The following is a 26,514-nucleotide window of genomic DNA, read 5'->3' on the forward strand; positions in this document are numbered from 1 at the left end:
GTTCGTCGCGACGGCGAAGGAGCAGGGCGCGGCGCTCGACGTCATCGAGATCGCCGGCGCCGACCACGGGTTCGAGGACGGCAAGCACCCCGAGGAAGCCAGGTCGGCGGTCCGAAAGGGGATGGCCTGGATGGCGTCCGCTATCAGCGGGTAGGACGGGACCAGCTCACCGGACCTGCTTCACCGGGATGATCGTGAGCGCCCCGACGAAGACGAGCACGGCGGCGGTCAGGTACAGGAGGGTGTAGTTGTGGCCGCCGCCGATCGAGAGCAGGCCTGCCCCGAGGAACGGTGCGAGCGACTGGGGCGCCGCGTTCGCGATGTTGAAGACGCCAAGGTCCTTCGCGGCGTTCTCCGGGTTGGGAAGCACCGCGAGGACGAGCGCCAGATCGACGCCCATGTAGATGCCGTACGCCGCCCCGAGGATCACCTCGATCATGTAGAAGCCACCCACGGTGTGGACCATCGGCAGCAGCCCGAGCCCGAGGGCGAACAGCGCCGTCGAGGCGAACACCAGCACCTTGCGGCGGCCGAGTCGGTCGGAGACGTACCCGGCGACCTGGCCGACGACGACGAGGACGACGGTGTAGATCAGCACACCCGTCGCGACGGCTGCGGTCGCGTCGGTCTCGTTCAGTGCCAGCTCGTCGATCATCCAGAAGAGGCGGAACGTGGTGAACAGGAACGAGCCGAGGATGAGCAGGCACCGCGAGACCCAGGCCCAGGCGAAGTCGGGGTACCGGCGCGGGCTGAGCCAGAACATCTGCCCGATCGCGCGCCAGCCACCGGACGGCGGACGGGCCGGCAGCCGCTTGTCGGGCAGCACCAGCGCGTAGACGGTCATACCGACGACGCCGATCGCGGCCGGGATCATGAACATGCCGATCATGTCCTGGCTGAGCACGCTGACGAGCTGCACTGCGAGCAGGATGCCGACGCTCTGCATGACGCCTGCGAGAGCGGTGACCGTGGCGGACTGCTTGGGCGGGACCTGGTCGGCGACGGTTGCGAGATAGGCCGCGAACGCACCGTTCGCGGCGAGCTGCGCACCGAACCAGGCAGCCACCAGCACCGGGACGCTCGGGGCGACGGCGATCGCGAACAAGCAGACGGCCAGGCCGATGCTGCCACCGATCAGCCAAGGGCGCCGGCGCCCCCAGCGCGATGTGGTGCGGTCGGACATCCACCCGAACAGCGGGTTCCCGATGAGTGCTGCGATCGCGCCGACACCCAGGATCAAGCCGGTCGCCGTCGGGGCTTCGGACGGACCGACGAGCGCGGTGACCTTGAGAGCCATGCTCACCATCACCGGACCGAGCAACGCGATGAACAGCGTGAGCTGGGCGATCGCGAATGCCGTGACGAATACCGGTCCGACCTTCCCCGTCGGCGGTTCGACGCCGGGGCGCCCGGCCGGAGAATCGACCGCCGACGGGATCAGCTGAGCCGCCGCTCCGGCGGTAGTCACAGACTCGGATGGTGACGGAGAACTGCTCATTGCCCTGCTCCAGTGTTCGACGACGGACCTGGCTGCGTTTCTGCCCGACTCTCGGTAATTGATTCGGAGCCAGAGGAACGGCAGATGGATGCCGAGGACCGGCAGTAACCATCTGCGCGGGCCGCATTTAAGCCGGTAGTCAGCGTATTGTCAAGAGAGCGCTCTCACCAAAAATGAAGGCAATAGGTATATGTCTTTCCGTCATGCGGCATGACGAAACTGATCAGGCGGATTGCGGGCAGGCGCTCGGCGAGACAGTCGACGTAGGTGTTGATGAGTGGCGAGCGGTCGCCCCTCCGCCGAGCGATGACAAGCCGGCCGACCGGCGCTCCGGCGAGCGGGTCGTCGTCGGGCAGCCGGACGGAGCGGGCGGCGGTCAGGTCAGCACGGGTGATCATCGCGCGGCAGGCCAGCAGATCGGCGGCACTGACGGCGAGGAAGCACTGTTCCTCGCGCAGTACCCGTCCCGACATCGCGGCGTCGCCGGGGCCGAGCACTCCGACGCGCCGGCTGGACCACCCGGCGGCGGCCCTGATCCGCTCCCCTGCCCTGGTCGAGCTTGTGATCAGCTCGCGGGCATCGGCGAGGAAGACGACGCCGGCGGGGTCGTCCGCACGCCCTGCGGCGTGCGGTCGAAGAGCGTGCAGCCCAGGTCGGCCTCCAGCTCGCGGATGCACCTGCTCAGCGGCGGCTGGGACATGTGCAGCCGACGGGCGGCGCGGGCGACGTTGCCTTCCTCCGCAACCGCGAAGAAGTAGCGCAGCCGCCGCAGGTCAACGCTGCGACGATACCGTGGAACTAGGGCATCCACGAAAACGGTCTCGGACGGCTGCCGCTGGAAAGCGCTGCGATATGTGCATGTGCTACCAACAACGGTCCGACCTGAACCGGGTGCCGGCAATGGGCGAGTACACGCGCCCCGAGTTCGGCGCATTCGTGGTGCTGCACGACGCCGCATTCCGTGACGGCGACGCAGTCCGAAGAAATATCGTGAACTGGCCTCGCTCGCGGTCGATGCACAAGGGCTGCAGCTACCGCGTCGACACGCACACCACGGCCGCGTTGGGCGCCGGAGCCGTCGTGGCCGAGATCGCGGGGATCACGTTCGTCGGTGCGGGCGCCGCAGGTGCGCACGGGCTGCTCGCGCTGAGGTGAGCGAAGGCGCCTGACCGGTCTGGACGGCCGGAATCAGCGAGTCGGCGTCAGCGGGCCGGCACCGGGATCGGCGTCGTGTGGGCCCCGGGCTCGTCGTGGCGGGTCTCCCCCGGCTCCGCACGATCTCGCCCGGCGCGGGCCGGCCAAGGCCGGCATCAGCCGCCCGAACCGGATAGCGCACTCGTGGTGGGCAGGCTCTACGGTGCGGAAAGCGTCGCGGCGAGGGTGTGGTGGCGGGTGAGATACGTGCGCTCCAGGACGGGAGTCATCCGACGCACAAGGCGTTGTCGACCAGCCGGTCGACAGCCTGCTGTTGCCGTTCGGCGCTCTCGAGCGAGTCGGCGAGCGCACTGGACATCGAGACGATGACGCTGCGGCGACCGTCGGGTGTGACACCGCCCTCGGTCATGAAGCCAGTCACCCCGCCGCTGTGGCCCCAGTAGACGCCGCCGCACGACAGCGGCCGCATCCGCAGGCCCAACCCGTAGCGACCGCCCGGCCAGAACCGCTCGACCTCCTCGCTCACCGGAACGGTCAGCTGGGCCTGCGCCAGCTGCGCCGGATCGACCAGGGTGCCGTCGAGGAGGGAGCGGTAGAACCGGTTGAGGTCAGCGGTGGTGGAGACCATGCCGTGCGCGGCGTTCGCCTCGACCAGCTCGGTGACGTCAAGCAGCGGGCTCTCCGGCGCGAACCGCTGGTAGCCGCGCGCGTGCGGCTCGGGGAGGCCCGGAGCGTCGCCCGGCCAGACCGTGTGCTCCAGCTCGAGCGGCTGCAGGATCCGCGCGTCGGCCTCCTCGAACCACGGCCGGTCGGTGACCTTCTCGACGATCATGCCGAGCAACAGGTAGCCCGTGTTGCTGTACGCCCACGCCGTGCCCGGCGCGAAGTCCGGCGGGTGGCTCATCGCCCGAGCGACCAGCTCCGCGGGCGGGTAGGGGCGGAAGCGGCGCTCGAGGTAGAGCTGCGCGGTGTCGAGACCGGGGTCGTCGTCGTGGATGCCGCCGGTGTGCTGCAGGAGGTGCCGGACGGTGATCGTGTTCCCGTCGTTGCCGTTGCCGGCGACCACTCCCGGCAGGAGCCGTTCCACGGTGTCGTCCAGGGAGAGTGCGCCCTCACCGGCGAGCTGCAGCACCACCGCGGCGACGAAGGGCTTCGTGTCGCTGCCGATCCGGAAGTAGCCGTTGCCGTCGACCGGCGCGCCGGTTGTGGTGTCGCCGACGCCGCTCGTCGCAACGATGTTGGTGCCGTCCTCGGTGATCAGGCGAGCCTGGACGCCGGTGACCCCGACGTCGCGGACGGCGTCGGCGTCCCGCTGGAGCCCGGCCTGGTCAGGCCCCTCGCGGCTGTCCACGACCATGCCGCACGCTGCGAGCGCGACACCGAGCGCGACCACCGTCGCGGCCGCCGCCCACCGGAAGATCTTCATGGACGCCAGGATCGTCGGGCGGGGCGACGCGAACGAGACGGTGCGCCCCCGGACCGATCATGGGGCCAGCTGCAGCATCCAGGGGTTCGGCGATCATTGGGTGAAGCTGACGTGGAGGTGGTCGAAGTGGCCGCCGGTGGCCTCGTGGGGGTCGTAGATGCCGCCACCGCCGTAGGGCCGCCCCCAACCGGACGGGGTGTCGTGGCCGCCCGCGGTCCAGATGCGGCCTTGCCAGATCACGTAGGAGACGCGCAGCGCGTCGGCGTTCGCCCGGAACCATTCGGCGATCTGCCAGCCGGCCTCCAGGTCGTCGCCGGCGGCGAACCGGCCGGCCGTGCCGGGGAAGAAGTCGCAGGCACGACCACGCGGGTGGTCGCTGCTCGGGTTCCACGCGTGCTGGTCCCAGCAGCTCGTCGCCTGCAGGAGGGCGCCTGCGCGGTAGCCGCCGAAGACGCGGCTCACCTCGTCCAAGGCGTGCCGGGTCGCACCGGTCAGGCATCCGGCGGTGGTGGGGTCGTCGAGGGCGCACCCGGTGGGCGGCCCGCCGTACGGGACGGCTGCCGGCCCGCCGGTGCCACCGCGGGGCATGCAGACGTCCGTGGTTGCCAAAGAGACGTCGTCGCCGACCTCCGCGAGCAGTTTCGCGGCGGCCTGCTCCCATTTGCTGTACGCGGTGGGAAATGCCGAGCGCTGCACCGTCTGAGCGGCCTTCCACAATGGCATCTCGACCCAGCCGGGAACGGCCAGCAGGCGGCTGTAGAACTGCGTCGCGGCATAGCTCGGGTCCATCACCTGCGCCGGCGACCCCCACCCCTGTGAAGGGCGCTGCTGGAAGAGCCCCAGCGAGTCACGATCTCCGTAGGCGATGTTCCGGAGCCCTGATTCCTGCATCGCGGTGGCCAGCGCGACCCACTGGCCGCGCTCCGGTACCTGCATCCGCAGGCCGACGCCGACGATCACGGACGCGTTGATGCGCTGCTCGTCGGTCGCCCCGGCAGCACCGCCGGTCGCGAGCAACGAATCGTCACCCACGACGCCGCAGCGATCGCCGCCGAACAGCCCGGCGCCTCCCATGAACCACGACACGGTCTGCGCGGTCACCAACCCGACCAACCCGACCAACGCGAGCACGAGCGCGCAGACCAGGATGCGCACCCCGGCCCGCCGAAGCGCGGTGAAGGCGAGGTCCGATTTCATGATCCGGTCCCGGGATCGGCTACCAAACCATTCTCACCGGCCCAGCCCGATTCTTCGACGCTCCGTTCGGACGATCCAGGTGCAGCTCCCCCGACACACCCGAGCCCGCCGAGGGAGCCGCAACCGGTTCGGCCGATGCGCACATCCAGGAGCCACGACCACCAGCGACGTCACCGAAAAGCCGCCACCCCACACTCGGGCCCGCCTTCGCCGATCGTCTCCGTGGGCCGCCCCCCGGCTCCGTCCTACCGAACACGTCCAGGATGGGTCGGCGCGGTTACACGACAACTTCACGAGGCTTACACCAAGGGCAGGGTGCCCCGGTTCAGGAGTCCATCAGCGCCTTCCGCATCGTCATGGACGTCGGGTAGCTGAATCCCTCGTGCGCCGACCGGGAAACCTCCCGGTACCCCAGTGCGGAGAAGAAGCGCTGGTTCGAAACGAGCTGCAAGCGGACTTCCAACCGCACGCCTGCGCGTCCGCTCCGCCGTGCGAGATCCTCGACGGCCGCGACGAGCAGTCGCCCAACTCCTTGCCCGCGAGCAGAAGTCCGGACGGCCAGCCGGCCGAAGTACAGGTCGCAGTCCACCGGCTTCACCATGACGCAGCCGAGCACCTCACGCGCCCGCTCGGCCAGCAGCGCATCGGATCGGCCCCGCAGCTCCGTCGAGATCGATTCCGGGGTCTCGCGCAGTGCCGCCGACTCCGGGACGAGGTTGGCTCGGTACTCGGCGAAGGCACCACGGATCGTCTGCGCGATGACAACGCTGTCCGCATGATCAGCGGGTCGTACGACGACCGGCGGGCTTGCTCGCATGGACGCGCATGCTCACACAGGCCGGCGCACCGCCGATCACGGCCAGGGGTTGCCGCTTGGCAAGCAGATGACCGACAGTCCGTGGTCGCTTCGCTGCGCCGTCCGGCTGATTCCGCCACGGACCGCCGGAACGGCCCGCGAACTGTCGGTGGGCCGAGGCACCGTCGAGGCATGCGGACCCGCCACACCGCCTCACCCACCCGCCCTGCATTACCGAGGCACCCGAGGCAACAGAGCAAGTCGAACGAGCCGCCGACCGGGCTGATCGGCGTCGACGACATCGTCACGCCCTACTGGGCCCAGGTCGACGAGCGAGTCGCCACCGCCACCACCCGCCGCATGCTCGCGACGATCCCCCGCGTGCTCGCCACGACGACCCGCAGGGCATGGCAGGCCGCGCCCGTCCTCACTGCCACGACGATCCTGCTCGAGCTGCTGTCCGGGGCGGTCACCGCGTTCGGGCTGCTCTCCACCGCGCAGGTCTTCACCACGCTGCTCACCACCGGGCCCACCCCCGACCGGCTCGTCGCGGCGCTGCCGGCGCTCGCGCTGGTCACCGCCTCCTACGCCGCGGCGGGCCTGCTCGACACGGCGACCGGGCTCGTGCAGGCCACGCTGACGCCCCGGGTCGAGCGCGACGCGCAGACGGACCTCTACACGGCGCTGATCGGGGTCGACCTCGTCGCCCACGACGACGCCGATTTCACCGAGCTCGTCCAGCGCGCCGCCGGGACGGGCCTCTCCCAGCTGCGCTCGGTCACGACCACGTCGGCCGACCTGCTCGCGTCCCTGGTCTCCGTGGCCGCCGCGATGACCACCGCGGGGTTGCTGCACCCCGCGCTTGCTCCCGTCGTGCTGTTCTCCGTCGTTCCGCAGGGCTGGGCCAGCATCCGCGTCGCGAAGATCCAGTACTCGTCGTTCCTCAAGATGACCTCCCGCGTGCGTCGTCTCGGCGTCACCGCGGGCCTGATCACCAGCCGTTCCGACGCGGCGGAGGTACGCGCCTTCACGACGCAGGACGTCCTGCTCGGCGAGCACCGCCGCATCACCGACCAGCTCACCGCCGAGGCGATCACCGTCCAGCGTCGCGCCGCCGCTGTGCGCCTCACCGGCCGTTCCCTCGCCGGGTTCGGCACCGGCGGTGCCTACCTCGTGCTCGGGCTTCTCATCTACGCCGGCACCCTGCCGCTCGCGCTCGCCGGCGCCGCGGCACTCGCGTTGCGCACCGCCACCTCCGCGGTCTCCACCAGCGTCTACTCCGCGAACCGGCTGTACGAATCCAGCTTCTACCTCGAGCTCTTCGAGCGCTGCCTGCTCGACGCCACCACCCGCACCCGCCCCGCCGACGCTGCGCTCCCGGCCGGCGCGCCGCGGGTCATCGAGCTGCGCGACGTCGGGTTCACCTACCCCGATCAGCCCGAACCAGCCATAGCCGGGCTCACGCTCACCCTGCGCGCCGGGCAGACGGTCGCGCTGGTCGGGGAGAACGGATCGGGCAAGTCCACCCTCGCCAAGCTGATCACCGGGCTCTACCTGCCCGACACCGGCACGATCAGGTGGGACGGCACCGACATCGCCGCGGTCGAGGCCCGCGCCCTTCACGACCGCGTCGCCGTCGTCATGCAGAACCCCACGGAATGGCCCATGACCGCCGCCGACAACATCCGCATCGGCAACATCCACCTCGACGACCCCGAGCGGCGCCGCCTGCTCGACGTCGCGGCGCGCTCCGGTGCCGACATCGTCGCCGAGGAGCTCCCGAACGGCTGGGACACCATGCTGTCGCGGCACTTCCAGACCGGCCGCGACCTCTCCGGTGGGCAGTGGCAACGCATCAGCGTCGCCCGCGGCCTCTACCGCAACGCGCCGCTCGTCGTCGCCGACGAACCGACGGCCGCCATGGACGCGCGGGCCGAACACCGGGTGTTCACCCAGCTGCACGAGCTCGCCAACCACGACGACGGTGGCGAGGGCACCGGCGAGCGGATCACCGTGTTGATCACCCACCGGCTCGCCAACGTCCGCCACGCCGACCTCATCGCGGTGCTGCACCACGGCCAGCTCACCGAGAGCGGCACCCACGACGAGCTGCTGGCCGCCGGCGGCGGTTACGCCGAGATGTTCACCCTGCAGGCCGCCGCGTACCACGACCCGGCTCCGCTCGCATGAATGTCACCGGAGACCCGCGCTGCGCAACGCGTCGCGAAGCGCCCGGACCGCGTCGCCGACGGCGGGGTCGGCGAGGTTGCCGTATCCCAGCACCAGCCCGTTCGCCGCCGGATCGTCGGTGGCGTGGTAGCCGCGCAGGTCCGCCAGCCGCAACGACACCGCCGCGGTCATCACGTCGGCGCTGTCGACCTGATCGGGCAGCCGGAGCACGAGGTGGATCCCGGCGGCGATACCGGAGACCCGCAGGTCGGGCAGCGCGCGATGGATCTCGGCGACCAGCGCGTCGCGCCTGCGGTGGTAGCGCTGCCGCAGGCGGCGGAGGTGGCGGTCGTAGTCGCCGGCCTGCAGCATGCCCGCGAACGCCAGCTGGTCGAGCACCGGCGGCGCGGTCCCCGGGTACGCGCGCAGGTGGGCGGTCCAGCGTTGCGGGGCGACGATCCACCCGATCCCGAGCGCGGGCGACAACGTCTTGCTGAGCGACTTCAGCAGGACCACCCGCGCCGGGTCCATCCCTTGCAGCGTCCCGATCGGGCGCCGGTCGTACCGGAACTCCGCGTCGTAGTCGTCCTCCAGCACCACCCCGTCCGTCTCCCGGGCCCACCGCAGCAGCGCGGCACGACGCTCCGGCGCGAGCACCGTGCCCCGGGGGAACTGGTGCGCCGGTGTCACCAGCACGGCCCGCAGCCCGGGATGGTCGGCGAGGTCCGTCACCCGCAGGCCGTGCTCATCGGTTCGGATGGGCACCGTCTCCAGCCCGGCCGAGCGGATGACGGTGCGCAGGCGCGTCCAGCCGGGTTCCTCGCAGCCGATCGCGGTGATGCCCTCTGCGGCGAGTGCCCGGCACAGCCTCCGGACGGCGTCGGTGACGCTGCTGCACAACGTCACGTTCTGCGCCGTTGTCACAGCCTGCCGCGAACGCCGCAGGTACGCCGTCAGGAGCTCCCGCAGGCGTGGATGACCTTCGGGCAGCGGGTGGCCGAGCTCGGTGAATGCGACCGCACCCACCTGCGACTGGACGGCGTTCGCCCACGCGCGTCGCGGGAACGCCCGGAGATCCGGCAGACCCGGAGCCAGGTCGAACTGCGGCGGGTCGACGTGGGGTGCCGGCACGGGCGCCCGTTCGCTCGCCGGCCCGTCGTCCCCCGACCAGCGCACCCGCGTGCCGGAGCCCGTCCGGGCCTCGAGGTAGCCCTCGGCGATCAGCTGGCTGAAGGCCTCCGTCACGGCCCAGCGCGAGCAGCCGAGGTCGGCGGCCAGCGACCGGCTCGGCGGCAGGAGATCACCCGCGGCGATCCGCCGCGTGCGGATCGCCTCGCGCAGCGCGGCGGTGAGCCGCTCGTGCAGCGGGCCACCGCGGGCGGCCTGCACGTCGAGCAAGACGTCCCAGGCCTGATTGGTCTGGGATTCTGGCACAGGATTGGACGCTACCAGCAGTCCGATCGCACTTAGCGTTGTTGCCATGAGCGAACCAGGTCAGCACTACATGCACCCGTTGCTGCGCGTCCAGGTCGAGGAATGGCGCCGCCAAGCGGGGGTGGACTCCGCGACGCCGAACGCGCCCGTCGTCGACGACCGGCGCTGCCCTTCCATGTGGTCCGGGTTGCTCAGCTGGTGGCGGTTGCGCGTCCGGCTACCGAAGCCGATCACGCCGCGCCGTCTTCCGCCGGTCGTCGACGGTGATCAGGTGCACGTGCCGCACGAGGTTGGTGCATAACAGCTCCACCCGACCACGCAGCCCGGCCGGCGAACCGACCCACCAGTGCAGCGAGTACCACGCCAGCGGGTCGGCCAGTGCCGGCACCTGCTGTCCGAGCGTGGTGGCCAGCGTCGCGGCCGTGCTGACGCCGGGCCCGCCGTGGAAGCGGCGCTCGAGGTTCGCCAACGCGCGCCCGAGCTTGCGGGCGCGCCGACCGACGCGCCACGCATCCATTGCGCCGGCCTGCGGAGCGGCCAGCAACGCGGCCACCTCGGCGACCACAGCTGCTGCCTCCTTGCGCAGTTCCGCGATCCGCGCGGCCGCCTGGGCTGCCGAGCGGGGATCGTGCGGTGCGAGGCGATGAGTGGGAGCGGCGTCGGGCCGCGGACCGGGTTGTGATGTCACAAAACCGATGCTCACCCCGTCCTCGGGGAGTCCTCCCGGAGCGCAAAAGCCCCATGCCGGACTTACGATCATGGCCTTCGACGAGGAGGCCGCGATGGAACGGGTTGACGGGTCCGGACAACAGGTCGACCGGAAGAACCTGCGAACCGCCACGTGGGGTGGACTGGTCGGCACCGCGCTCGAGCAGTACGACTTCGTCATCTACGGCACGGCGACTTCGATCATCTTCACCACGATCTTCTTCCCGAAGTTCGACCCCGCTGTCGGCATCCTCGCCGGGTTCGCCACGTATGCGGTCGGATTCTTCGCCCGCCCCGTCGGCGGGCTGTTCTTCTCCCGCTACGGCGACCGGCTCGGCCGCAAGTTCGTGCTGGTCACGACACTGTTCCTGATGGGCATCTCGACGTTCCTCATCGGCGCGCTGCCGACGTACGAGCAGGCCGGGGCGCTCGCGCCGGTGCTGCTCGTGCTGCTGCGGGTGCTGCAGGGCTTCGGCGCCGGCGCCGAACAGGCCGGTGGGGTCGTGCTGCTCACCGAGGTGGCGCCGCGGGAGCAACGCGGCCGGTACGCCTCACTCGTCTTCGTCGGCGCGGCAGCCGGCACCGCGCTCGGCGCGGTCGTGTGGATCCTCGCGCAGCTGCTCCCGCCCGACCAGCTGCACGCGTGGGGCTGGCGCGCGGTGTTCTTCTCCAGCGCCTTCGTGACGCTCGCCGCCTACATCCTGCGCAGGAGGCTGCGCGAGTCGCCGGTCTTCGAGCAGGCACGCAAGGAACAGGAAGCGGAGAGCAAGGTCGTCGACTCGCCGATCAAGAGCGTTTTCACGGTCGGGCGACGCCCGTTCTTCCGCACGTTCGCGCTCAACATCGGCGGGAACGCGCACTCGTACATATTCCAGGTGTTCATGGGCAGCTACTTGATCGAGACGGTCCGCGTCGACCCTCGGCTCGTCCCGCAGGCACTGCTCATCGGCGCGTTGTTCGGCTGCGCATCGGCATTCGTGACCGGATTGCTGACCGACCGCTTCGGACGCCGGCCGGTCATCATCGCGGTGGCGTCGTTCCTCGTCGTCTTTCCCGCTCCCGCATTCTTGCTGCTCGACACCGGGAACCCGGCACTGATCATCATCGTGATCGTCTTGGGCTTCGTGTTCGCAGCCTACGGAACGGTCGGATCGCAGGCCGCCGCCTTCGCCGAGCTCGCCGGCTCCCGCTACCGGTACGCCGGTGTGGCACTGGGCCGCGAGTTCTCGGCGGTGCTCGGCGGCGGGATCGCGCCGTTCGTCTCCGGGCTGCTGGTCACCTGGTTCGCAGGCTGGATCGGCGCCGTTGTGTACATGATGTCGATCATGTTGATCACGCTGGTCACGGCGATCCGGATGCCGGAGACGCGGGGGCGCGACCTCACGATCGAGGCCGACGCCTGAGCCGTCCGACCAGCGTGTTCAACGACGCTGGCACCTCGCCGAGCGGCCGCCCGGCGCCGGCGTCCCGACGCTGGGTCAGGTCCGCTCGCCGAGGTCCTCGACATACGCCTTGGCCCGCTCGATCTCGATCTCGATGTTCGCAGGCAGGGTGCGCCGCAGGATCGGCTCGACCAGCCACCGCACCGCCGGGTTGAGCTGAACCGCCATCGTCCTGGTCACCAGGGTGTTCTCGCCGACGCGTTCGCAGGCGAAGCTCGCCCTGAACGTCATGAGGCGGTTCCACACCTTGTTCTGCGGCAACGCGAGGAGGCTGACATCGATTCGCTCCCCCGGCGTGAGGACCCCCTGTGCCACCATCTTCGGGGCCGGTCCCGGCAGTCCGGGCATCGTGGGGCGGAACTTGAACCGGACGTGGTCCCCGTCGCGGCGCACCCAGTCGAACGGGCCGAGCTTGTCGTCGACATCGGCGTAGCGCCCGATGTCCATCGCGAATTCCAGGAACTCGTCGGGGGTGCACGCCATGACCTTCTGCGTCCGGACCTCCACCACGATCACAGCGTAGGCCCGGGGCCGGTGGCCGCCGCCGTCCGCATCTCTACCGTCCGCGTCCCGACCGTCCGCGTCCCGACCGTCCGCGTCCCGACCGTCCGCGACCCGACAGCGTCCGCTGCAGCACCACGACGACCAGCAGGAACGCTCCGCTGATCACGGACTGCACGTTGCTGTCGAGCCCACCGACCTGGTTGATCACGTTCTGGATGACGTTGCGCAGCAGCACCCCGACGGCGGTGCCGGCGATCGTGCCGGCGCCGCCGGTCAGCAGGGTGCCGCCGATGACGACGGCCGCGATGGCGTCCAGCTCGGTGCCGAAGCCGATCACGGTGACACCCGATTGCAGGTAGGCCGCGGTCAGCGCGCCCGCGAACCCGGCGAGCAGCCCGCTCGCGGTGTAGACGAGCACCTTCGTCCGCGCCACCGGGAGACCCATCAGCAGCGCCGAGCTCTCCGCGCCGCCGACGGCGAAGACGGTCTGGCCGAACCGCGTGCGCCGCAGCACCACCGCGCCGACGACGAACAGCGCAGCGGCGATCCACACGGGCGTCCCGATGCCGAGGAACGAGCCGCGGCCCAGCGCGAGGAACGCGGGGTCGCTGATCGTGTAGGTGCGCGAGCCCTCGACCGTCAGCGCGAGCAGCAGCCCGCGCGCGAACAGCAGCGACGCGAGCGTCACGATGAAGGGCGCCAACCCGGTCCTGGCCACCAGCAGCCCGTTGACCAGCCCGATCAGGCCGCACACCGCGAGCGGCAGCAGCAGCGCGACGGCGAACCCGTACTGCGCGCCGTAGGCCGCGAGCACCCCGCCGAGGGCGTACACCGAGCCCACGGAGAGGTCGATCCCGCCGGTGATGATCACGAACGTCATGCCGAGTGCGATCACTGCGAGGAACGACGACTGCAGCGCGATGTCGCGCAGGTTCTCGACCGAGCCGAACCGCGGGAGCACCAGCCATGCGACGAGCACGACCAGCGCCAGCACGACCGCGGCCCCCTGCCGCTGGACGACGCTCGCGAGCAGCTGGCGGCGGACCTCCGGCGCCGCAGCCGCCGGCTGGTCGGGAGCGTCGGCTCTGGTGATCGTCATCGCCCGCTCCGATCGCGCGCCGCGTAGACGGCGACGATGATGATCACCGCTTGGATCATCTGCGCCGTCGAGTCCGGCAGGTTGTTCTTGATCAGCGTGGCGCGGACGAGCTGCATCAGCACCACGCCCATGACGGTGCCGAGGATGCGCACCCGCCCGCCGGAGAGCGGCGTGCCGCCCACGACCACCGCGGTGATCGCGGAGAGCTCCATCAGCAGGCCGGTGTTGGCCGGGTCGCCCGCGCCGAGCCGCGCCGTCGCGAGCACGCCGGCGGTGGCCGCGAGCACCCCGCTGATCGCGTAGACGCCCACCAGCACGCGCCGCACCGGCAGCCCGGCGAGCGTGCTGGCCTGCCGGTTCCCCCCGATCGCGACGATCCGCCGCCCGAACGCCGTGCGCTGCACCACCAGCCCGATCACCGCGGCGAGCACCGCGGCCAGCAGCACCCCGATCGGGATGCCGAGCAGGTCGCCGGTGCCGATCACGAGGAACGCCGGGTCGCGGATGTCGCGCAGCTGCCCCTGCGCGATCACCAGCGCCAGCCCGCGGCCGCCGACGAGCAGCGCAAGCGTCGCGACGATCGGTTGGATGCCGACGTAGGCCACGAGCACGCCGCTGAACGCGCCCGCAGCCAGCCCGACGACCAGCGCAACCACAACCGCCGGCAGCGCGCCGTAGCCGAGGTAGAGCGGCACGAGCGCCGCCGAGAGCGCCATCAGCGAGCCGACCGACAGGTCGACGCCCTCGGTGCCGATCACCAGCGCCATCCCGAGCGCGACGATCAGCACCGGCGCCGCCTGGATGAGCTGCGTGCGCAGGTTCGCACCGGACACGAAGTTGGCCGTGAACAGCACGTTGAACAGCACCAGCACGGCAACGGCGACGTAGACGCCGTAGTCCTGCAGCCACCGGGCGGCAACGGCGCGCTCCACCCGCCGAGCCGGGAGGACGCTCACAGCGCCCACCCCCGTTCGCCGGGAAAGCCACTTTCCCGGCGGCTGGCGCCGGCAACGTGGCTTTCCCGGCACCCCTCGACCACCGCGACGGTGGAGTTCATGGTGCTTCCCCCTCGTCCACCGCCGCGATCGCGGCCAGCACCGCGTCCTCGTTCACCTGGTCGCCCGACAGCTCGCCCACCACCGCGCCATCGCGCAGGACGACCACGCGGTCGGAGCCGTCGATCAGCTCCTCCATGTCCGACGAGATCAGCAGCACGCCGAGCCCGTCGGTGGCCAGCTCGTCGATCAACGCCTGCACCTCGGCCTTCGCGCCGACGTCGATGCCGCGGGTCGGCTCGTCGAGCAGCAGCACCTTCGGCTCGGTGCACAGCCACCTGGCCAGCAGCACCTTCTGCTGGTTGCCGCCGGAGAGCTCCGCGACGGGCTGGTCGGGGCTCGACGCCTTGATCCGCAGCCGCTCCATGAACGTCGCCACAACGCGGTCCTGCCGCGCCCTGCTGACCACGCCGAAACGGGACAGCCGCGGCAGCGCGGCGAGCACGATGTTCTCGCGCACCGAGAGGGCCGGGATGATGCCGTCGGCCTTGCGGTCCTCGGCGAGCATGCTGATCCCGGCGCGCACCGCACCCGGCACGCTCGTCGGCACCGGCTTGCCGGCGAGCAGGACCGTGCCCCCGTCCAGCGGGAAGGCGCCGATGATCGCGCGGGCCGTCTCGCTCCGACCCGAGCCGAGCAGCCCCGCCAGCCCGACGACCTCGCCGGGCCGGATGTCGAGCGACACGTCGCTGAGCCGCGGCGTGCTGGTCAGGTGCTCGGCGCGCAGCAGCGGCTCGGCGGCGGCGGTGTGGTCGCCCCCGAAGTGATTGCCACTGAACTCGGTCGCGCCGTGCGCGCGCAGGTCGCCGACGCTGCGCCCGAGCATCTTCGAGACCAGCTCGATGCGGGGCAGTTCGGCGAGCGGCCCGGTGTGCACGAGCTTGCCGTCACGCAGGACGGTCACCCGGTCGCAGATGCGGTAGAGCTCGTCCATCCGGTGGCTCACGTAGAGGATCGCGACGCCGTCCTCGTGCATGCGCTCGATCACCGAGAACAGCGTCTCGACCTCACGCGGCTCCAGCGACGACGTCGGCTCGTCCATGATCACGACGTCGGCCGCCGTCGAGGCCGCCCTGGCGAGCGCGACCATCTGCTGCGAGCCGATCCCCAGCGTCCCGAGCGGGCGCCGCACGTCCGTGTGGATCCCGTAGCCGGCGAGCAGCTCGGCGGCCATGGCGTTGGTGCGCCGCCAGTCGATCAGGCCGAGCCGGCGCGGCTCGCGCCCGAGGTAGACGTTGCTCGCGATGCTGCGCAGCGGGACGAGGTTGACCTCCTGGTAGATCGTGGAGATCCCGGCCTGCTGCGCCTGCACCGGACGCTGGAACACCACCGGCGACCCGCGGTGGCGCAGCTCGCCACCGTCGGGCCGGTACACCCCGGTCAGCACCTTGATCAGGGTCGACTTCCCGGCACCGTTCTCGCCGACGAGCGCGTGCACCTCACCGGGGCGCAGCGCGAACGACACGTCGTCGAGCGCGCGGGTCCCGAGGAACTGCTTCGTCCCGTCGACGAGCTCCAGTACCGGTGCGTTCATGTCAGTACGCGTTGCCGATCTTCTGCGTCGCGTTGGTCTCGTTGTACTGGTCGTCGGAGATGATCACCGAGGCCGGGATTTCCTGGCCGTCGCCGAACTTCTTCAGCGTCTCGAACGCGAGCGGGCCGAACCGCGGGTTCGACTCGATCACGGCGTTGAAACTGCCGTCGGCCACGAGCTGGACGGCGTTGCGGGTGCCGTCGATCGAGACGATCTTGACGTCCGTGCCGGGGTTCTTGCCCGCGGCCTTGAGCGCGTTGACCGCGCCGATGCCCATCTCGTCGTTCTCGGCGTAGACGGCGCTGATGTCCGGGTTGGCCTGGATGAGCTGCTCCATCACCGACTGGCCCTTGGCGCGCTCGAACTCGCCGGTTTGCTCGGCGACGACGGTGAGGCCCGGGGTGCCGGCGATGGCGTCCTTGAAGCCCTTGGTGCGGTCGGTCGTCACGTTGTTGCCGGACGAGCCGAGCAGGATCGCGACCTTCCCGGTGCCGCCCGTCACCCTGATCATCTCCGCGCCGGCGCGCTTGCCCTGCTCGACGAAGTCGGAGCCGATGAAGGTCAGGTAGTCGGTGCACGGCGTGGAGGTGACCTTGCGGTCGATCGTCACGACCGGGACCTTCTTCTCGCGCGCCGCATCGAGCGCGGGCTGCAGGCCGTCGGAGTTGAGCGGCGCGACGATCAGCAGCTGCGCGCCCTGCGCGAGCATCGACTTGATGTCGCTGACCTGCTTGTTCAGGTCGCTCTGCGCGTTCGTGACGAGCAGCCGCTCGGCCGGGATGCCGAGCTTGGCGGCCTCGTCCCTGATCGACTGGGTCTCCGCGATCCGGAACGGGTTGCCCTCCTTCTCCGACTGCGAGAACCCGACGATCGCGGTGGAGAGGTCGACCTTGGCGTAGCCGGTGCGGGAGAGGTTGCACGTCGGGCCGCCGGCCTGGTCGGCGGCGGCGGTCGCGGCCGGACCCGATCCGCTGGGGGCGCTCGGCGCGCTCTCCGGGTTCGCGCAGCCCGCGAGCACGGCAGCCAGCGATGCCGCCGCGAGCACGGTGGCCCGGGCACGTCGTCGCGCCCGCGGGATCAAGAGGTTCGACGGCGCCGGTGGATGCAGGGACATGGGACTCCTTCGGCCGATGCTGCAGCAGCCCGGTCGGCGTGACGACGGTCACTGCGCGACCCGGACGCCACTTCTTACATCGTTGGAGCAACGTTGTAAAGGCAAGTGCGTGCTAGCTACACTCCCGCCCCACGCCGGTGCGGCGCTCGCCAAGAGAGGAATCGCATGGCCGTCACGCTGAAGGACGTCGCCGCGCTCGCCGGCGTGTCGGTGAAGACCGTTTCGAACGTCGTGAACGGATACAGCTTCGTCAAGCCGGCCAACCGCAAGCTCGTCGAGGACGCGCTGGTCGCCACCGGCTACCGGCCCAACATCGGCGCGCGCAACCTGCGCCGCGGCCGCACTGGGTTCTTCGCGCTGATGGTCCCCGAGCTGGGCATCCCGTACTTCGGCGAGCTGGCCGCGATGATCATCACGGCGGCCCACGAGCGCGACCGCAACGTGCTGATCGAGCAGACGTGGGGCCAGCGCGACCTCGAACGGTCGACGCTCGCGTCGCTCGGCCCGCACCTCGTCGACGGCGCGATCCTCAGCCCGGAGGCCCTGGAGGCGGAGGACTTCGCGCTGCTCGGGCCCGACGTGCCGGTGCTGATGGTGGGTGAGCACGCCGTCGAGGCGCGGCTGGACCGGGTCGCCATCGACAACGTGCTCGCCGCGCGCACCGCCGTCGAGCACCTCGTGCGGCTGGGCCGGCGCCGGATCGCGTGCATCGGTGAGAACCCGCGCCGCGGCACGTCCGCGATGCGGCTGCAGGGCTACCGCGAGGCGCTCGCCGACGCCGGGATGCCGGCCGATGCCGAGCTGGTCGCGCCTGCGGTCAACTACCACCGCCGCGACGGCGCCGAGGCGATGCGTGCACTGCTGGAGCTGCCCGACCCGCCCGACGCGGTGTTCTGCTTCAACGACATGCTCGCCGTCGGCGCCCTGCGCGCGGCGGCCGAACGTGGGGTGCAGGTGCCCGCCGACCTCGCCGTCGTCGGGTTCGACGGGAGCGAGGAAGGCGCCTACTCGACCCCGACGCTCACCTCGATCGCGCCGGACAAGGCCGCCATCGCCGAGCGCGCCGTCGAGCGGCTCACGACACGCATCGACACCGGGCTGCCGCACGAGTCGGCGTTCATCCAGACGCCGTTCGTGCTGGAGGTGCGGGAGAGCACGGCCGGGCGGCGGGCCTGAGGTGGTGGCGCTCCCGGCTCCGCCGGGAGGGCAGGAAAGCCACTTTCAGGCCCCTGTGAGGGCAGGAAAGTGGCTTTCCTGCCCTCCCCGCCCCCGTCGGAACAGCGATGATGACAGCGTGCACCGTCCGGCGATCCCGCTCTCGCGGCACCTGCTGCGCGTGCGCGATCTGATCGACCGCGCCTACGCGGAGCAGCTCGACATCGCCGCGCTCGCCCGCAGCGCCGCGGTCTCGCCCGCCTACTTCAGCCGCAGCTTCAAGGCCGCGTTCGGCGAGACGCCGCACCAGTACGTCATGAGCAGGCGGATGGAGCGGGCGAAGGCGTTGCTGCGGGCCGGCGAGCTGTCGGTCACCGACGTCTGCATGGCCGTCGGGTTCAGCAGCCTCGGATCGTTCAGCACGCAGTTCCGCCGGTTCGTCGGCGAGAGCCCGAGCACCTACCGCGCGCGCGACGGGCACGCCGACCTCGCGCTGCTCCCCGGCTGCTACGTGCGCCGGTGGACCCGCCCGCTCGGCTGATCAGTTTTCGAGAAGCATCCGCCCCACCTGCGGCAATAGCGTCCTGCTCAGCAGATCGAGCGAAGGAGCGAGGACATGCGAACGGTGCTTTCACAGGACGGGACGACCATCGCGTTCGACCAGATCGGGGCCGGCCCGCCGCTGGTGCTGGTGGCGGGGGCGTCGTGCGACCGCGGCGTCGACGCGCCGATCGCCCAGGGGCTCGCCGAGCACTTCACGGTGCTCAACTACGACCGTCGGGGACGCGGCGACAGCGGCAACACGCTGCCGTTCGCCGTCGAGCGGGAGATCGAGGACATCGCGGCACTCCTGGACGCCGCCGGCGGCTCGGCCGTCGTGCTCGGGCTCTCGTCCGGTGCGGCACTGGCCGCGCACGCCGCCACGGCCGGGCTGCCGATCAGCGCGCTCGTGCTGTGGGAGCCGCCCTTCGTGCTCGATCCCGACAGCGCGCGGGAGACGAAGGAGTACACGCAGCAACTGCACACGCTGCTGGCGCAAGGGCGGTACGGCGACGCCGTCGAGCACTTCATGCGGCGGGTCGGACTGCCCGACGAGATGATCGAAGGCATGCGGCACTCGCCGTATTGGGCGCTCGGCGAACGGCTCGCGCCGACCCTCGCCTACGACGCCGCCGTGATGGGCGACGCAACCGTCCCGACCGACCTGTTCGCAACCATCTCCGCCCCGACTCTGCTCTTGGCGGGCTCGTCCAGCCCCGCGTGGATGCGCGAAGCGGCGCAGGCCGTTGCAGGCGTGATCCCCGGCGCGCAGTTCGATGTGCTCGAAGGGCAGGACCACAACGTCGCGGGCGACGTGCTTGCGCCGGCCGTCCGCGATTTCCTGACCGGCTGAGACCCGTGTGCCTCGGGTTCCCGGCCTCGCTGGCTCTGAACGGAGGAGATCCCATGATCACCGGATTTGCGCTGGTGTGCGTGAACGTGCTCGACCTCGACGAGGCGAAGGACTTCTACGTCGGGAAGCTCGGTTTCGAGGTCAGCATCGACATGGTGCGCGACGGGTTCCGCTGGCTCGTCGTCTATCCGCCGGCCCAGCCGGAGACGCCGCTGATGCTGGTGGTCCCCGGGCCGCCGGTGACCGACGAGGCCACGGGCGAGCAGATGCGCTCGCTCGTCGCGACCGGCCTGCTCGGGCCGGGCGCGATGCGCACCGACGACTGCTGGGCGACGTACAAGGACCTGGCCGCGAAGGGCGTCGAGTTCATCGAGGAACCGGAGGAGCGGTTCTACGGGATCGACGCCGCCTTCCGCGACCCGTTCGGCAACCACTGGCGGCTCACGCAGCCGAAGGAGGCGCCGCTGCCCTCCTGAGGGCGCACGGCAGGGTCAGGAAAGCCACTTTCATGCAACGTCGTTGCATGAAAGTGGCTTTCCTGACCTCCCCCGGCCACCGAGCGCACAATTGGCCCCCGACTCGTGTCCGGGTTCGACCACCGGCTCCGTCGTCTCCTGTGCAACGACCGACAGAAGGGACCAGCCGTGAAGTACATGATCATGCTCTACGGATCGCAGCAGGACATCGACGCGCTGACCGCCCACGGCGCCCCGGACCAGGTGTGGACCGCGGAGGCTGCCGCGAAGCTGCACGAGTTCATGGGTGCGTGGAACCAGGCGCTCGTCGACTCCGGCGAGTTCGTCGAGGCCCGCGGGCTGAGCGCACCGGCGCACGCACGCCGGGTGACCCTGCGCGGGGGTGTGCCCGTCGTGACCGACGGGCCCTACCCGGAGACGGAGGAGGTGCTCGTCGGCTACACGATCGTCGAGTGCGAGAGCTTCGACCGCGCGACCGACATCGCGGCGCAGCTGGCGAACGAGCCGCATCCCGAGGGCGCGAAGTTCACCCACGAGCTGTACGTCGACATCCGTCCGATCGCCGAGGGTGCTCCCGAGTTCGAGGAGTGAACCGCGAGACGTCCGTCGAGCACCTGCTGCGCCGTCTGGCGCCGCAGGTGCTCGGTGCGGTCGTGCGGCGGTACGGGCACTTCGACTCCGCCGAGGACGCCACCCAGGAGGCGCTGCTCGCCGCCGCGACCCACTGGCCCGTCGACGGCGTGCCGGACGACCCGCGTGCGTGGCTGATCACCGTCGCCTCCCGGCGGCTCACCGACCTGCTTCGCAGCGAGCAGGCGCGGCGCCGTCGCGAGGACACCGTCACGCAGTGGACGCTCCCGGAGAACCGGCTCGCACCGCCCGCCGACCGGCCGGTGGCGCAGGACGACACCCTCGTCCTGCTGTTCCTGTGCTGCCACCCCGCGCTCTCCCCCGCGTCGCAGATCGCGCTGACCCTCCGGGCGGTCGGCGGACTCACGACGGCGCAGATCGCGCGCTCGTTCCTGGTGCCGGAAGCAACGATGACCCGGCGCGTCACCAGGGCGAAGCAGGCGGTGAAGGACAGCGGCGTGCCGTTCCGGATGCCGCCTGCCGAGGAGCGGGAGGCACGGCTCGGGGCCGTGCTGCACGTCCTCTACCTGATCTTCACGGAGGGCTACACGAGCCTCGATCGCGCCGAGCTGTGCGCCGAGGCGATCCGGCTGGCCCGCACGCTGCACCGACTGCTGCCCGGTGACGGCGAGGCGGCCGGCCTGCTCGCGCTCATGCTGCTCACCGACGCGCGCCGGGCGGCGCGGATCGGCCCCGCGGGCGAGCTCGTGCCGATGGCCGAGCAGGACCGCGGTCGCTGGGACGGCGCGGCCATCGAGGAAGGGATCGCACTGATCTCCGCGGTACTCCCGCACGGCACGACCGGGCCGTACCAGCTGCAGGCCGCGATCGCCGCCGTGCACGACGAGGCGCCGACCGCCGACGCGACCGACTGGCCGCAGATCCGCGCGCTTTACGAGGTGCTGCGCAGCATCAGCGACAACCCGGTGGTCGCGCTCAACCACGCCGTCGCCGTCGCGATGGTCGACGGCCCCGCCGCCGGGTTGGCGCTGCTCGACGGGCTGGCCGGCGACCAGCGGCTCGCCGGCGGGCACCGGCTGCACGCCGCACGCGCGCACCTGCTCGAACGTTCCGGCGCGCACGCGGCCGCGCAGGACGCCTACCGCGCCGCCGCGCGGCTGACGACGAGCCTGCGACACCAGCGCTTCCTCAACGAAAGAGCGGCGCGCCTCGACGCCTGACGCTGGTACTTTCGTGGCATGCGGATGACCGGTGCACCTCTCGGCTGGTGGCGCCCCTGACGGGCGGCACCACACATCCGCGTCTCGATCCACTGCTCGATCCACCACGCGGCCGCCCCCACCGGGCGGCCGTTCGCGTTCGCGCACCTTCGCCCGGCCCGGGGCGGCTCCTGCACCACCAGGGAGCACCTCCATGTCCGCACGAACCACTCGCCGGCTGACCGGGTTCACCCCCTCCGGCAGCCTGCACCTCGGCAACTACGTCGGCGCGATCCGCCCGATCGTCGAGCGCCAGCACACCGCCGACACCGTCGTCTTCGTCTCCGACCTGCACGCGTTGACGCTCGACCACGACCCCGCCGAGGTCCGACGGCGCACGACCGAGTTCGCGACGCTGCTGCTCGCGGCGGGCGCCGACCCCGACGCGTGCCTGTTCCTCGTGCAGTCGCACGTCCCGCAGCACACCGAGCTGCACTACCTGCTCGAATGCGCCACCGGCTTCGGCGAGGCCCAACGCATGATCCAGTTCAAGGAGAAGGCCGGGCAGCAGCAGCACGTGCGCATGTCGCTGCTGACGTACCCGATCCTGATGGCGGCCGACATCCTGATCTACGACACCGACGAGGTGCCGGTCGGGGCCGACCAGCGCCAGCACGTCGAGCTCGCGCGGGACATCGCCGCGCGGTTCAACAGCCGCTACGGCGAGACGTTCACGTTGCCGACCGCGGTGAACCCGCCCGTCGCCGCGCGGATCATGGACCTGGCGACGCCGACGGCGAAGATGAGCAAGTCGACGGCTTCGGCGGCCGGGTCGCTGCGGCTGCTCGACGAGCCCGCCGTACTGCGCCGGAAGGTCATGCGGGCGGTCACCGACGACTCCGGCGAGGTCGTGTTCGACCCGGAGCGGCGGCCGGGCGTCTCGAACCTGCTGGCCGTGCTGGGCGCGTGCACCGGCGCGGACCCGCACGGGCTGGCGCGGTCGTTCGACCGGTACGGCGAGCTGAAGGCCGCGGTCGCCGATGCCGTCGTCGACGTGGTCGAGCCGGTGCGGCAGCGCTGTCTCGAGCTGGCGGAGAAGCCCGATCTCGTCCGCGACGTGCTGCGCGCGGGTGCGCAACGGGCGCGGGAGCTGGCCGGCGCGAAGGTTGCGCTGGCTCGCGAGGCGATCGGGCTGCTGCCGGCATGACCGGCCAATTCACAGGCGTCGGGCGGCGGCTGGCAGCATCCGCCGCATGCCCGACGACGGTCTCCGGTACGGCCTCTACCTGCCCCCGTTCGGGCCGTTCGGCGACCCGGCCGGGCTCGTCGATCTCGCGGTCCGCGCGGAGGCGGCGGGTTGGGACGGGCTGTTCCTGTGGGACCACGTCGTCACGACGGCCCTGCCGATCGTCGACTCGTGGTCGGTGCTCGCCGCGATCACGCAGGCCACCAGTCGCATCACGATCGGTCCGATGGTCACCCCACTGCCCCGGCGACGGCCGTGGGTAGTCGCCCGGCAGGCCTCGACGGTGAGCCGCCTCTCCGGTGGGCGGCTCGTGCTCGGCGTCGGCCTCGGATCCGACGAGTCGGGCGACTTCAGCCGCTTCGGCGAGCCGGCCGCCGTCGCCGAGCGCGCTGTGTTGCTCGACGAGGGGATCGGGCTGGTCAAGGCGATGTGGTCAGGGGCTCCTGGTCGGCACCGCGGCCGCTACGACGTCGAACTGGCCGCCGCGCCGCCGGAACCGCACCCGATCCCGATCTGGTGCGGCAGCAGCGTGCCGAGCGCCTCCGGCGCGCGCCGGGCGGCAGGGTGCGACGGGATCTTCCCCAACCCCGAGGACCACGTGCTCACGCCGGACGAGGTGGCGACCGCCGTCGCGGCCGTGCACGCCGCCGGTCGCCCGGCCGGATCGCCGCTCGACGTCGCGGTACGGGGCAACGCCAGCCCCGCGTGGAACGAGCCGATCGACGTCGACCTCGCCGGGCTCGTCGAGGCCGGCATGACGTGGTGGCTGGAGTCGCTGATCCACTTCGACCCGCTCGAGCTGTCGCTGGCGGTCGTCGACGCCGGCCCGCCCCGCTGAGATTTTTCTGCCGGGGTTGTCGATTCCCGTCGGTGTGGCGTGTCGGCCCAGTAGAAGGCCCGGTAGAAGGGTCGACGACAACACGGAGGCTGAGATGGCCGAGAAGTTCGAGATCCGGTGGGACAGGCAGCTCGCGGCGACACCGCGGGAGGTGTGGACGGCGATCACCGAGCGGTCCGACGGATGGCTGTGGCCGATCGAGTTCGAACCGCGGGAGGGCGGCACGGAACACGGGCTCGGCGGACAGCCCGGCACCGTCACGGTGTGGGAGCCCGAGCAGCACTTCACCACCAGCTCGGCGGAGCCGGACGGCACCAACGAGCTCGACTACGTGCTCGAACCGCGCAACGGCGGCACGTACCTGCGCTACACGCACCGCGGGGTGTTCGCCACCGACTTCGAGACGAACCTCGACGCCTGCAAGCAGCACACCGACTTCTACTACCACTCGCTCGGCGAGTACGTGCGCCACTTCGCGGGGCGCAGCGCCACGTACGTCGCGGCGGACGGGCCGGAGTCGTCGGCGCAGGGCGGGTTCGCCGAGATGCGGCGGGCACTGGGCGTCCCGGACGGTGCCGCCGTCGGCGACACCGTGCGGCTGACCCCCGAGGGCATGGAACCGATCGACGGTGTGGTCGACTACGCCACGCCCGTCTTCCTCGGCGTGCGCAGCGCGAACGCGCTCTACCGTTTCTACGGCCGCGACCACTGGGGGTGGCCGGCCGGTGTCGCGCACCACCTGTACGACGGCACCGACGGCAAGGGCTGGTCGCAGTGGCTGGCCGGCGTCTTCGCCGACGGGAGGATGGCGTGATGGCCCAGTACGCGGTGCTCATCTTCGAGCGCGAGACGGCCGACGGTGCGCCCGACCTGCCGCCGGAGGTTCTGCAGGCGCACATGGACCTGCCCGCGCGGGTCGCCGAGCGCGGCGGCCGCATCGTCGCAGGCATGGCGCTCGAACCGAACGCGACGGCGACATCGCTGCGCGGCGACGTGATCACCGACGGCCCGTTCATCGAGACGAAGGAGGCGCTCGCCGGGGTGTTCGTGCTGGAGGCGCGCGACCTCGACCACGCGCTGGCGCTCGCCAAGCTGACGCCGATCGTCAGCGGCGGCGTCGAGGTGCGGCCGCTCGTGGGCTTCCACGTCACGCCGGACGAATGACCGGGCCCGTCGAGGTCCCGGGCGTCGAGAGCGCGGTCGCGGAGGCGCACCGAAGCGAGTGGGCGTTCGTGCTCGCCGCGACCGCGCGGATCACCCGCGACCTCGACGAGGCCGAGGAGGTCGTCCAGGACGCCTACCTCCAGGCGTTGCGCACGTGGGCCCGCGACGGGGTGCCGGAGCGTCCCGGCGCGTGGCTGACCACGGTCGCGCGCCGCGGGGCGCTGAACGTGCTGCGCAGCAGGCGGACGCTGGAGCGCAAGCTGCCCCTGCTGCTGGAGCCGGAGGAGGCGCTCGAACCGGAGCCCGCGGCGGAGATCCAGGACGACCGGCTCCGGTTGATCTTCACATGCTGCCACCCGGCGTTGGCGGAGGAGGCGCAGGTCGCGCTCACGCTGCGGCTCGTCTGCGGGGTGGCGACGCCCGACATCGCGCAAGCATTTCTCGTCACCGAGACGACGATGGCCGCGCGGATCACGAGGGCCAAGAAGAAGATCGCGACGGCGCGCATCCCGTACGTGGTGCCGGACGCCGCCGACCTCCCCGCGCGGGTGGACGCGGCGCTGACCGTGATCCATCTGCTCTACGCGGCCGGGCACACCGCGCACAGCGGCGCCGAGCTGGTGCGCGACGAGCTGACCGGCCGCGCGCTCGACCTGGCCCGCATGCTGCACCAGCTGCTGCCCGGGGTGCTCGACACCGGCGGCCTGCTGGCGCTGCTGCTCGTCCACCACGCGCGGCGGGCCACCCGCACCGATCCGGAGGGCCGGCTGCTGCGGCTGCAGGACCAGGACCGTTCGCGGTGGGACGGCGACCTGATCGCCGAGGCCGACCGGCTCGTCGTCGCCGCGCTGCGCGCCGGCCCGCCCGGCCGGTTCACGCTGCAGGCGGCGATCGCGGCGCTGCACGCGCAGGCGCCGAGCTACGCCGAGACCGACTGGCCGCAGATCCTCGTGTTGTACGACGAGCTGCTGAAGGTCTGGGCGTCGCCCGTGGTGGCGCTGAACCGGGCCGTCGCCGTCGCCGAGGTCGACGGGCCGGCCGCCGCGCTCGTCGCCGTCGAGGCGCTCGAAGCCGACGGCCGGCTCAGCGGCTACCGGTACCTGCACGCCACGAAGGCCGAGCTGCTGCACCGCCTCGGGCGCGACACCGAAGCCGTCCGCGCCTACCGCGCGGCCCTCGACCTCTCCGGCAACGCGGCCGAGCAGGAGTTCCTGCAGGAACGCATCCACGCAACCCACCCGAGCACGTAAGGCGCCAGCGGCGAGTCCCACGTTCCAGCGCGCGAGTCCCACGTCTCAACGGGCGAGTCCCACGTCTCGGT

27 protein-coding genes are annotated in these 26,514 nt (G+C 71.3%); 14 read left to right on the plus strand and 13 right to left on the minus strand.

Annotated features, from left to right (window positions below; all coding sequences use genetic code 11):
* Positions 1 to 166 precede the first annotated feature (166 nt).
* From LL648_RS24115 to LL648_RS24125, 3 genes are all read right to left on the minus strand, one after another.
* Complete coding sequence (locus LL648_RS24115; protein WP_232664976.1) at positions 167 to 1,468, minus strand: MFS transporter; 1,302 nt, start codon at positions 1,466 to 1,468, stop codon at positions 167 to 169.
* A 194-nt stretch (positions 1,469 to 1,662) separates the two neighbouring features.
* Positions 1,663 to 1,971 (minus strand): hypothetical protein, encoded by a 309-nt coding sequence (locus LL648_RS24120; RefSeq protein WP_232664977.1) that lies wholly within the window; start codon positions 1,969 to 1,971, stop codon positions 1,663 to 1,665.
* A gap of 92 nt (positions 1,972 to 2,063) precedes the next feature.
* Complete coding sequence (locus LL648_RS24125; protein WP_232664978.1) at positions 2,064 to 2,309, minus strand: helix-turn-helix domain-containing protein; 246 nt, start codon at positions 2,307 to 2,309, stop codon at positions 2,064 to 2,066.
* Positions 2,310 to 2,398: 89 nt separating this feature from the next.
* On the opposite strand from LL648_RS24125, the gene LL648_RS24130 reads away from it, so the two are divergent.
* Positions 2,399 to 2,653, plus strand: a complete 255-nt coding sequence (locus LL648_RS24130; RefSeq protein ID WP_232664979.1) for a hypothetical protein — start codon at positions 2,399 to 2,401, stop codon at positions 2,651 to 2,653.
* A 265-nt stretch (positions 2,654 to 2,918) separates the two neighbouring features.
* On the opposite strand, the gene LL648_RS24135 is transcribed toward LL648_RS24130, so the two are convergent.
* The 3 genes from LL648_RS24135 to LL648_RS24145 form a co-directional block, all read right to left on the minus strand.
* Positions 2,919 to 4,079 carry a serine hydrolase domain-containing protein gene (locus LL648_RS24135; RefSeq protein WP_232664980.1) on the minus strand — a complete coding sequence of 387 codons (1,161 nt, stop codon included), beginning with the start codon at positions 4,077 to 4,079 and terminating at the stop codon, positions 2,919 to 2,921.
* A gap of 93 nt (positions 4,080 to 4,172) precedes the next feature.
* On the minus strand, positions 4,173 to 5,276 hold the full coding sequence (locus LL648_RS24140) for a hypothetical protein (protein WP_232664981.1): 1,104 nt from the start codon (positions 5,274 to 5,276) through the stop codon (positions 4,173 to 4,175).
* A 325-nt stretch (positions 5,277 to 5,601) separates the two neighbouring features.
* Positions 5,602 to 6,093, minus strand: a complete 492-nt coding sequence (locus LL648_RS24145; protein ID WP_232664982.1) for a GNAT family N-acetyltransferase — start codon at positions 6,091 to 6,093, stop codon at positions 5,602 to 5,604.
* Positions 6,094 to 6,264: 171 nt separating this feature from the next.
* Here LL648_RS24145 and LL648_RS24150 point away from each other — a divergent pair, with 171 nt between their 5' ends.
* Positions 6,265 to 8,262 (plus strand): ABC transporter ATP-binding protein, encoded by a 1,998-nt coding sequence (locus LL648_RS24150; RefSeq protein ID WP_232664983.1) that lies wholly within the window; start codon positions 6,265 to 6,267, stop codon positions 8,260 to 8,262.
* Between the two features lie 3 nt (positions 8,263 to 8,265).
* Here LL648_RS24150 and pdxR read toward each other — a convergent pair whose 3' ends face one another.
* Together pdxR and LL648_RS24160 are read right to left on the minus strand one after the other, a co-directional pair.
* Positions 8,266 to 9,675 carry a MocR-like pyridoxine biosynthesis transcription factor PdxR gene (gene pdxR / locus LL648_RS24155; protein ID WP_232664984.1) on the minus strand — a complete coding sequence of 470 codons (1,410 nt, stop codon included), beginning with the start codon at positions 9,673 to 9,675 and terminating at the stop codon, positions 8,266 to 8,268.
* 217 nt (positions 9,676 to 9,892) lie between these two features.
* Entirely contained in the window at positions 9,893 to 10,363 is a 471-nt protein-coding gene (locus LL648_RS24160; protein WP_232664985.1) for a hypothetical protein, read from the minus strand.
* 94 nt (positions 10,364 to 10,457) lie between these two features.
* Here LL648_RS24160 and LL648_RS24165 point away from each other — a divergent pair, with 94 nt between their 5' ends.
* Entirely contained in the window at positions 10,458 to 11,786 is a 1,329-nt protein-coding gene (locus tag LL648_RS24165; RefSeq protein ID WP_232664986.1) for an MFS transporter, read from the plus strand.
* 75 nt (positions 11,787 to 11,861) lie between these two features.
* Here LL648_RS24165 and LL648_RS24170 read toward each other — a convergent pair whose 3' ends face one another.
* The 5 genes from LL648_RS24170 to LL648_RS24190 all read right to left on the minus strand — a co-directional run bounded on the left by LL648_RS24170 (position 11,862) and on the right by LL648_RS24190 (position 17,131).
* Positions 11,862 to 12,335 carry an SRPBCC family protein gene (locus LL648_RS24170; RefSeq protein WP_232664987.1) on the minus strand — a complete coding sequence of 158 codons (474 nt, stop codon included), beginning with the start codon at positions 12,333 to 12,335 and terminating at the stop codon, positions 11,862 to 11,864.
* A gap of 46 nt (positions 12,336 to 12,381) precedes the next feature.
* Positions 12,382 to 13,428 (minus strand): ABC transporter permease, encoded by a 1,047-nt coding sequence (locus LL648_RS24175; protein ID WP_232664988.1) that lies wholly within the window; start codon positions 13,426 to 13,428, stop codon positions 12,382 to 12,384.
* Complete coding sequence (locus LL648_RS24180) at positions 13,425 to 14,384, minus strand: ABC transporter permease (protein ID WP_232664989.1); 960 nt, start codon at positions 14,382 to 14,384, stop codon at positions 13,425 to 13,427. The genes LL648_RS24175 and LL648_RS24180 overlap by 4 nt, the downstream gene beginning before the upstream one ends.
* Before the next feature lie 97 nt (positions 14,385 to 14,481).
* The gene (locus LL648_RS24185; protein WP_232664990.1) at positions 14,482 to 16,017 is read right to left on the minus strand and encodes a sugar ABC transporter ATP-binding protein; all 1,536 of its coding nucleotides are present in this window, start codon (positions 16,015 to 16,017) and stop codon (positions 14,482 to 14,484) included.
* Between the two features lies 1 nt (position 16,018).
* Positions 16,019 to 17,131, minus strand: a complete 1,113-nt coding sequence (locus tag LL648_RS24190; RefSeq protein WP_232664991.1) for an ABC transporter substrate-binding protein — start codon at positions 17,129 to 17,131, stop codon at positions 16,019 to 16,021.
* Between the two features lie 165 nt (positions 17,132 to 17,296).
* Here LL648_RS24190 and LL648_RS24195 point away from each other — a divergent pair, with 165 nt between their 5' ends.
* From LL648_RS24195 to LL648_RS24245, 11 genes are all read left to right on the plus strand, one after another.
* Complete coding sequence (locus LL648_RS24195) at positions 17,297 to 18,307, plus strand: LacI family DNA-binding transcriptional regulator (RefSeq protein WP_232664992.1); 1,011 nt, start codon at positions 17,297 to 17,299, stop codon at positions 18,305 to 18,307.
* Between the two features lie 118 nt (positions 18,308 to 18,425).
* Complete coding sequence (locus LL648_RS24200) at positions 18,426 to 18,827, plus strand: helix-turn-helix transcriptional regulator (RefSeq protein WP_232664993.1); 402 nt, start codon at positions 18,426 to 18,428, stop codon at positions 18,825 to 18,827.
* A 75-nt stretch (positions 18,828 to 18,902) separates the two neighbouring features.
* On the plus strand, positions 18,903 to 19,679 hold the full coding sequence (locus LL648_RS24205) for an alpha/beta fold hydrolase (protein ID WP_232664994.1): 777 nt from the start codon (positions 18,903 to 18,905) through the stop codon (positions 19,677 to 19,679).
* A gap of 53 nt (positions 19,680 to 19,732) precedes the next feature.
* Positions 19,733 to 20,155: a VOC family protein gene (locus tag LL648_RS24210; RefSeq protein WP_232664995.1), complete on the plus strand. Its 423-nt coding sequence runs from the start codon at positions 19,733 to 19,735 to the stop codon at positions 20,153 to 20,155.
* Positions 20,156 to 20,332: 177 nt separating this feature from the next.
* Positions 20,333 to 20,746, plus strand: coding sequence for a YciI family protein (locus tag LL648_RS24215; protein WP_232665150.1), 414 nt, complete (start codon positions 20,333 to 20,335; stop codon positions 20,744 to 20,746).
* The gene (locus tag LL648_RS24220; RefSeq protein ID WP_232664996.1) at positions 20,743 to 21,966 is read left to right on the plus strand and encodes an RNA polymerase sigma factor; all 1,224 of its coding nucleotides are present in this window, start codon (positions 20,743 to 20,745) and stop codon (positions 21,964 to 21,966) included. Before LL648_RS24215 ends, LL648_RS24220 begins: the two co-directional genes overlap by 4 nt.
* Positions 21,967 to 22,159: 193 nt before the next feature.
* Positions 22,160 to 23,152, plus strand: coding sequence for a tryptophan--tRNA ligase (gene trpS, locus LL648_RS24225; protein WP_232664997.1), 993 nt, complete (start codon positions 22,160 to 22,162; stop codon positions 23,150 to 23,152).
* A gap of 46 nt (positions 23,153 to 23,198) precedes the next feature.
* Complete coding sequence (locus LL648_RS24230; protein WP_232664998.1) at positions 23,199 to 24,029, plus strand: LLM class flavin-dependent oxidoreductase; 831 nt, start codon at positions 23,199 to 23,201, stop codon at positions 24,027 to 24,029.
* A gap of 94 nt (positions 24,030 to 24,123) precedes the next feature.
* Positions 24,124 to 24,843, plus strand: coding sequence for an SRPBCC family protein (locus LL648_RS24235; protein WP_232664999.1), 720 nt, complete (start codon positions 24,124 to 24,126; stop codon positions 24,841 to 24,843).
* Positions 24,843 to 25,193: a YciI family protein gene (locus tag LL648_RS24240; RefSeq protein WP_232665000.1), complete on the plus strand. Its 351-nt coding sequence runs from the start codon at positions 24,843 to 24,845 to the stop codon at positions 25,191 to 25,193. Before LL648_RS24235 ends, LL648_RS24240 begins: the two co-directional genes overlap by 1 nt.
* Positions 25,190 to 26,443 carry an RNA polymerase sigma factor gene (locus LL648_RS24245; protein ID WP_232665001.1) on the plus strand — a complete coding sequence of 418 codons (1,254 nt, stop codon included), beginning with the start codon at positions 25,190 to 25,192 and terminating at the stop codon, positions 26,441 to 26,443. Before LL648_RS24240 ends, LL648_RS24245 begins: the two co-directional genes overlap by 4 nt.
* Positions 26,444 to 26,514 lie beyond the last annotated feature (71 nt).

Origin of the sequence: Pseudonocardia sp. TRM90224 (genome assembly GCF_021245725.1) — a bacterium.
Classification (GTDB): Bacteria; Actinomycetota; Actinomycetes; order Mycobacteriales; family Pseudonocardiaceae; genus Pseudonocardia.

Bases quoted from the DNA above. Each gene is read 5' to 3' on its own strand.
- LL648_RS24175 (WP_232664988.1), bottom strand. From the start codon at position 13,428: ATGACGATCACCAGAGCCGACGCTCCCGACCAGCCGGCGGCTGCGGCG.
- LL648_RS24120 (WP_232664977.1), bottom strand. From the start codon at position 1,971: ATGTCGGGACGGGTACTGCGCGAGGAACAGTGCTTCCTCGCCGTCAGT.
- LL648_RS24130 (WP_232664979.1), top strand. From the start codon at position 2,399: ATGGGCGAGTACACGCGCCCCGAGTTCGGCGCATTCGTGGTGCTGCAC.
- LL648_RS24240 (WP_232665000.1), top strand. From the start codon at position 24,843: ATGGCCCAGTACGCGGTGCTCATCTTCGAGCGCGAGACGGCCGACGGT.
- LL648_RS24195 (WP_232664992.1), top strand. From the start codon at position 17,297: ATGGCCGTCACGCTGAAGGACGTCGCCGCGCTCGCCGGCGTGTCGGTG.
- LL648_RS24145 (WP_232664982.1), bottom strand. From the start codon at position 6,093: ATGCGAGCAAGCCCGCCGGTCGTCGTACGACCCGCTGATCATGCGGAC.
- LL648_RS24150 (WP_232664983.1), top strand. From the start codon at position 6,265: ATGCGGACCCGCCACACCGCCTCACCCACCCGCCCTGCATTACCGAGG.
- LL648_RS24245 (WP_232665001.1), top strand. From the start codon at position 25,190: ATGACCGGGCCCGTCGAGGTCCCGGGCGTCGAGAGCGCGGTCGCGGAG.
- LL648_RS24215 (WP_232665150.1), top strand. From the start codon at position 20,333: ATGATCATGCTCTACGGATCGCAGCAGGACATCGACGCGCTGACCGCC.
- LL648_RS24135 (WP_232664980.1), bottom strand. From the start codon at position 4,079: ATGAAGATCTTCCGGTGGGCGGCGGCCGCGACGGTGGTCGCGCTCGGT.
- LL648_RS24235 (WP_232664999.1), top strand. From the start codon at position 24,124: ATGGCCGAGAAGTTCGAGATCCGGTGGGACAGGCAGCTCGCGGCGACA.
- LL648_RS24140 (WP_232664981.1), bottom strand. From the start codon at position 5,276: ATGAAATCGGACCTCGCCTTCACCGCGCTTCGGCGGGCCGGGGTGCGC.
- LL648_RS24190 (WP_232664991.1), bottom strand. From the start codon at position 17,131: ATGTCCCTGCATCCACCGGCGCCGTCGAACCTCTTGATCCCGCGGGCG.
- LL648_RS24165 (WP_232664986.1), top strand. From the start codon at position 10,458: ATGGAACGGGTTGACGGGTCCGGACAACAGGTCGACCGGAAGAACCTG.
- LL648_RS24230 (WP_232664998.1), top strand. From the start codon at position 23,199: ATGCCCGACGACGGTCTCCGGTACGGCCTCTACCTGCCCCCGTTCGGG.
- LL648_RS24205 (WP_232664994.1), top strand. From the start codon at position 18,903: ATGCGAACGGTGCTTTCACAGGACGGGACGACCATCGCGTTCGACCAG.
- trpS (WP_232664997.1), top strand. From the start codon at position 22,160: ATGTCCGCACGAACCACTCGCCGGCTGACCGGGTTCACCCCCTCCGGC.
- LL648_RS24210 (WP_232664995.1), top strand. From the start codon at position 19,733: ATGATCACCGGATTTGCGCTGGTGTGCGTGAACGTGCTCGACCTCGAC.
- LL648_RS24185 (WP_232664990.1), bottom strand. From the start codon at position 16,017: ATGAACGCACCGGTACTGGAGCTCGTCGACGGGACGAAGCAGTTCCTC.